The following is a 5,579-nucleotide window of genomic DNA, read 5'->3' as shown; positions in this document are numbered from 1 at the left end:
CGGTGTTCCGGGCCGAGGGCCAGGCGCAGATCGACGCTTTTTTGCAACGGCGCGCCGACGCTGCCCCGGCCGCCGACCCGCCTTCGCCCGGCCACCTGCTGCCGCTGGCCGACAATGACGAGACGCCGCCCGGAGCTCATTCGAGCCGGGCCGCGGACGGCTTTTTCCTCGCCCTGCTCGAGAAACACTGACTTTCGGCTTTCCTCGCCTGCGAACCATGACTCTGCCGCCGCCGCCGCACGGCTTTCCGCGCCGCCGCAGCGTGCTTCGCGCGCTCGGCGCGGCCGGATTGCGCCTCCTGTTTCCCGCCGCCGCGGGCGGCGCTCTGCTCGGCGCCGGTCCGGCCCGCGGCACCGAGCCGGAGCTGACCCAGTTCGAGCTGAGCCGCGACGAGGAGGGCGTCTACCTGAGCTTCGCCGTCTCGGTCGAGCTTGGCCGCAGCCCGGACGAGGCGCTGATGAAGTCGGTGCCGCTGTTCTTCGTCGCCGAGGCCCAGGTGTTTCGCGAGCGCTGGTACTGGCGCAACCGCCGGGTGGCGCAGACCAGCCGGGTCTGGAAGGTGGTGTTCCAGCCGCTCACCTCGACCTACCGGGTGACGACGGAGGGCGGGCTGAGCCAGACCTACCCGACCCGGGCCGAGGCGATCGCCGCCGTCAGCCGCAGCACGCGCTGGAAGGTCGCCGAGACGGGGCACATCGAGGAAGGCAGCCGCCACTACCTGGAGTTCGAGTTCCGGCTCGATGTCAACCTGCTGCCGCGGCCGATGCAGATCGGCGTCGGCGGGCAGCCCGACTGGCGCCTGGCGGTCCAGCGCTCGCAGCGGATTAACTAGCCTGTCGCCCATGACTCGCCCGAGCCGCTGGGCCTGGATCATCTCGACCGTCGCCGCGCTCGGCGCCGGGCTGGTGCTCGCCTTCCTGCTGTCGATCGCGACCAACAACCCGGCCCTGTACGAGCGCCACTACGTCTGGCTGTTCTGGGTCAACCTGGCCCTGGCGAGCACGCTGGTGCTGGTGATCGTCGTGGCCGCGGTGCGCCTGCTGCTGCGCGTGTCGCGCGGACGGTTCGGCAGCCGCCTGCTGCTCAAGCTGGCCGCCATCTTCGCCCTCGTCGGCGTGGTCCCCGGGGTGCTGATCTACACCGTCAGCTACCAGTTCGTCTCGCGCAGCATCGAGAGCTGGTTCGACGTCAAGGTCGAGGGCGCGCTGGAGGCCGGCCTGAACCTCGGCCGCGGCACCATCGACGCCATCGTCGGCGACGTCGCGACCAAGACGCGCCTGGCCGCCGAGCGCGTCGGCGAGGGCGGCCCGGCCGAGCCGCTCGCGCTCGAGCGCCTGCGCGAGCAGCTCTCGGCGCAGGAGATCGCCGTCGTCGGCAGCGCCGGGCAGACGCTGCTCACGACCGGCTCGACGCGCGCCGGGCTGCTGCCCGACCGCATCCCGGCGCCGATGCTGCGCCAGGCCCGCACGCAGCGTGTCGTGAGCCAGGCCGAAGGCCTCGACGAGGACGCGGCCGCCGCCGGCAGCGCCGCCCGCGTCCGCGCCGTGGCGGTGATCCCGAGCAGCAACTTCACGCTCGGCGAGCAGGAGCGCTACCTGGTCGTCGTCCAGTCGATCGCCCCGGCCCTGGCCAGCAACGCCCTGGCGGTGACGAACGCCTATCGCGAGTACCAGCAGCGCGCCCTGGCCCGCTCCGGGCTGCGCAAGATGTACATCGGCACGCTCACGCTGGCCCTCGTGCTGGCGGTGTTCGGCGCGGTGCTGCTCGCGATCGCGCTCAGCAACCAGCTGGCGCAGCCCCTGCTCCTGCTCGCCGAAGGCGTCGCCCAGGTCGCGCGCGGCGACTTCAGCTCGAAGGCGGTGTTCGCCTCGCGCGACGAACTCGGCGGGCTGACGCGGTCGTTCGCCGACATGACGCAGCAGCTGTCCGACGCGCGCGAGCTGGTCCATCGCAGCGTGACCCAGGTCGAGGGTGCGCGCGCCAACCTGCAGACCATTCTCGACAACCTGACGGCCGGGGTGATCGTTTTCGATCGCAAGGGCGCGATCGACACGGTCAACCCCGGGGCCACCCGGATCCTGCGCCTGCCGCTGTCGGCCTACCGGGGCCGACGCCTCGACGAGGTGAGCGGTCTCGAGACCTTCGCGCAGCTGGTCTGGAACCGCTTCGAGCTGCACGCGACGAGCCCCGAGGCCGGCGAGCGCGACCACTGGCAGGACTCGTTCGAGCTGCAGACCGGGGGACCCGGCCGCGAGGGCCACACCATCACCCTGCTCGTGCGCGGGGCGGCGATGCCGCAGGGCGCGCGCCTCATGGTCTTCGACGACATCACCGAGCTGGTCTCGGCGCAGCGCATCGAGGCCTGGGGCGAGGTCGCGCGGCGCCTGGCGCACGAGATCAAGAACCCGCTGACGCCGATCCAGCTCTCGGCCGAGCGGCTGCAGCTCAAGCTCGCCTCCAAGCTCGAAGGCAGCGACCGCAGCATGCTCGAGCGCTCGGTCGGCACCATCGTCAACCAGGTCCAGGCGATGAAGGCGCTGGTCAACGAGTTCCGCGACTACGCGCGGCTGCCGGCGTCGGAGCTCGGGCCGCTCGACCTCAACGCGCTGGCCGGCGAGGTGCTGGGCCTGTACGGCGCGGCGCAGGAGTCGGGACGCCTCAGCGCCGGCCTGGCCCCGGGGCTGCCGGCGATCATCGGCGACGCCACCCAGCTGCGCCAGGTGATCCACAACCTGGTCCAGAACGCGCTCGACGCCGTCGCGGACAAGCCCGACGGGCGCGTGCTCCTCTGCACCGAGGCGGCGCGCAACGACAACGGCGACGTCCGCGCGGTGCGCCTGATCGTGGTCGACAACGGTCCGGGCTTCTCGGACAAGGTGCTGAAGCGGGCCTTCGAGCCCTACGTCACGACCAAGAGCAAGGGCACCGGCCTCGGCCTCGCGGTGGTCAAGAAAATCGCCGACGAGCACGGCGCGCGCGTGCGGGTCGCCAATCTCGGCGAGACTGCAGGGTCGGACGGCGCCCCTGGCACGGCGCGCGGTGCGCAAGTTTCGTTATCATTTTCCAAACTCGCACCGACGGCTGGCGCCGCTGCGAACGAGGCGGTCGCGACAGCGCGGACGCACTGAAGGTTCATGGCCACCATTCTTGTCGTCGACGACGAACTGGGCATCAGGGCACTCCTCTCGGAGATCCTCGCCGACGAAGGTCACACCGTCGAAGTGGCCGAAGACGCCGCCCAGGCGCGCGCCTGCCGCGAGCGATTCCGCCCCGACCTCGTCCTCCTCGACATCTGGATGCCCGATGTCGACGGCATCACGCTGCTGAAGGAGTGGGGCTCGTCGCAGCTGCTGACCATGCCGGTCATCATGATGAGCGGCCACGGCACCATCGACACGGCGGTCGAGGCCATCAAGTTCGGCGCCATGGCCTTCCTCGAGAAGCCCATCACCTTGCAAAAGCTGCTCCGCGCCGTCGAGCAGGGCCTGGCCAAGCCGGCCACACGGACGGCCGCCAACAACGGCACGCAGCCGAACGAAACGAGCCTCACGGTCGAAGCCGCCATGACCGGCGGCAGCATGCCGGCGTCCATTCCGCTCCTGCTCGGCCCGCAGCCTGAGCAGAGCTTCGACCTCGACCGGCCCCTCCGCGAAGCGCGCGACGCCTTCGAGAAGAGCTACTTCGAATTCCACCTCGCGCAGGAGAACGGCAGCATGACCCGCGTCGCCGAAAAGACCGGGCTCGAGCGCACCCACCTCTACCGCAAGCTGAAGCAGCTCGGCGTCGACCTCTCGCGCAACAAGCGCGGGGCGATGTAGGCCGGCCGCGAAGGGCGCGCCGATATAATCGCCGGCTCGGCCAAGTAGCTCAGTCGGTAGAGCAGCGGATTGAAAATCCGCGTGTCGGTGGTTCGATTCCGCCCTTGGCCACCAAGTCGATATTTCAGGACGTCCCGCAGCGTCCCAAAAAGTCCAAAAAGCCCTTGAGAATCAACGCTCTAGGGCTTTTTTGTTTCCGGGACCGTTTCATGGCTTCCGCTGACTTCCGGCCGTTTTTGGAGTAAGTTCACGGCGGATCGGGGGTCTTACTCCTCCGGCCCTCTGGAAGTTACTTATATGGCCAGACACCTCATTCGATCGGACCAGACGCTCAAGGCCATACGGCCTGGTGACCCGCGAAAGCGCATCTCGGACGGTGAGGGCCTGTACCTGCTTCTCTTCGTCGGCGGCGGCTCGCACGGCTGGCGGTTCAGCTACAGCTACCACGGCAGACGGAAGCTGCTGTCGATGGGGACGTATCCGAAAACCGGCCTGGCGCTCGCCCGCCAGAAGGCCGAGGAGGCGCGTCAGACCCTCGCCGAGGGCATCGACCCCAGCCACAAGCGCAAGGACGACAAGGCTGCCGTTCGCGCGCAATGGGCTGCCGAGGACCGGGTGGCCAAGGGGCTGCCGCCTCTGAACGCATTCGAGACGCTGGCCCGTGACTGGTTCGAGGTGCGCCGCGGTTCCTGGGCGACAAGCTATTCGCAGAAGATCATCGAGCGGCTGGAAAGGGATGTCTTCCCGTGGCTCGGCCGGACGCCCGTTACCGCCATCACCCCGCCGATGCTGCTCGAGGTGCTGCGACGGATCGAAGCCCGGGGCGTCGTGGAGACGGCGCATCGAGCGCTCGAGAACTGCAGCCAGATCTTCCGCTACGGCATCGCGATCGGCCAAGCGACCACCAATCCCGGCTACGGCCTGAAGGTCGGCCTCAAGCGACCCCAGCCGAAGCACTTCGCCGCGATCACGGAGCCCGAGCGGCTCGCACAGCTGCTGCGCGCATGCGACGGCTATGCCGCCACCCACGTGGTGCGCGCCGCGCTGAAGCTGCAGCCGATGCTGCTGCTCCGACCCGGCGAGTTACGCGCCGCGGAGTGGAGCGAGATCGACCTCGACAAGGCGCTGTGGACGGTCCCTGCGGCGCGCATGAAACGGATGTTGGCGGGCAAGCTGAACGGGGCACCGCACCTGGTTCCCTTGCCGAAGCAGGCTGTCGCCGTGCTGCGCGAGCTTCAGCCGTTGACGGGTGGCGGAAAGCTCGTCTTTCGGGGCGAGCGGCATCACGACCGTCCGATGAGCGACAACACCATCAACGCAGCGCTGCGAGCTATGGGGTATGCGGCGGACGAAATGACCGCTCACGGGTTTCGCGCAACGGCGCGGACCATCTTGCACGAGCGGCTCGGCTTCAGCCCGGACGTGATCGAGGCCCAGCTGGCTCACTCCGTGCGCGACAGCCTGGGCCGGGCCTACAACCGGACCGAGTTCATCGACCAGCGCAGGAACATGCTGCAAGCCTGGGCGGACTACCTCGACAAGCTTCGGTCGCGTATCGACGCGACACCGACAAGCGAACCGGCGCGTTCGAAGCGGGCGCGCCGTGCGAGTTCGCTCGTTCAGCCTCCGAGCCACTGACGCTGACACGGCGCGCCGCGCAGGAGGCGTGGGCTTGAAAATCTTTGGAAAAACTGTCAAGGTCGTAATGTGGCTACGACTCGAGCCAGCAATCTAAAGAGACTGTTCAAGGAGACCGCAACC

4 protein-coding genes, 1 tRNA gene and 1 pseudogene are annotated in these 5,579 nt (G+C 68.9%); all 6 read left to right on the top strand.

Going from position 1 to position 5,579, the window contains the following annotated elements; genetic code table 11:
* Positions 1-191, top strand: a pseudogene (locus AC30N0_RS02865) (16S rRNA (cytosine(967)-C(5))-methyltransferase RsmB); the annotation flags it as partial.
* A gap of 26 nt (positions 192-217) precedes the next feature.
* On the top strand, positions 218-832 hold the full coding sequence (locus AC30N0_RS02860; protein ID WP_489516425.1) for a DUF4390 domain-containing protein: 615 nt from the start codon (positions 218-220) through the stop codon (positions 830-832).
* 10 nt (positions 833-842) lie between these two features.
* On the top strand, positions 843-3,128 hold the full coding sequence (locus AC30N0_RS02855; RefSeq protein ID WP_489516424.1) for a sensor histidine kinase: 2,286 nt from the start codon (positions 843-845) through the stop codon (positions 3,126-3,128).
* Between the two features lie 6 nt (positions 3,129-3,134).
* Complete coding sequence (locus tag AC30N0_RS02850) at positions 3,135-3,818, top strand: response regulator (protein ID WP_489516423.1); 684 nt, start codon at positions 3,135-3,137, stop codon at positions 3,816-3,818.
* 38 nt (positions 3,819-3,856) lie between these two features.
* Positions 3,857-3,932: transfer RNA gene (locus AC30N0_RS02845), tRNA-Phe, on the top strand.
* 183 nt (positions 3,933-4,115) lie between these two features.
* On the top strand, positions 4,116-5,456 hold the full coding sequence (locus AC30N0_RS02840; protein WP_489516422.1) for a tyrosine-type recombinase/integrase: 1,341 nt from the start codon (positions 4,116-4,118) through the stop codon (positions 5,454-5,456).
* The last annotated feature ends 123 nt before the right edge of the window (positions 5,457-5,579 follow it).

Origin of the sequence: Rhizobacter sp. (genome assembly GCF_031412495.1) — a bacterium.
GTDB lineage: Bacteria > Pseudomonadota > Gammaproteobacteria > Burkholderiales > Burkholderiaceae_C > Schlegelella_A.
The sequence above is the reverse complement of the archived record's forward strand: the minus strand, read 5'-3'. Positions and strand labels throughout refer to the sequence as shown.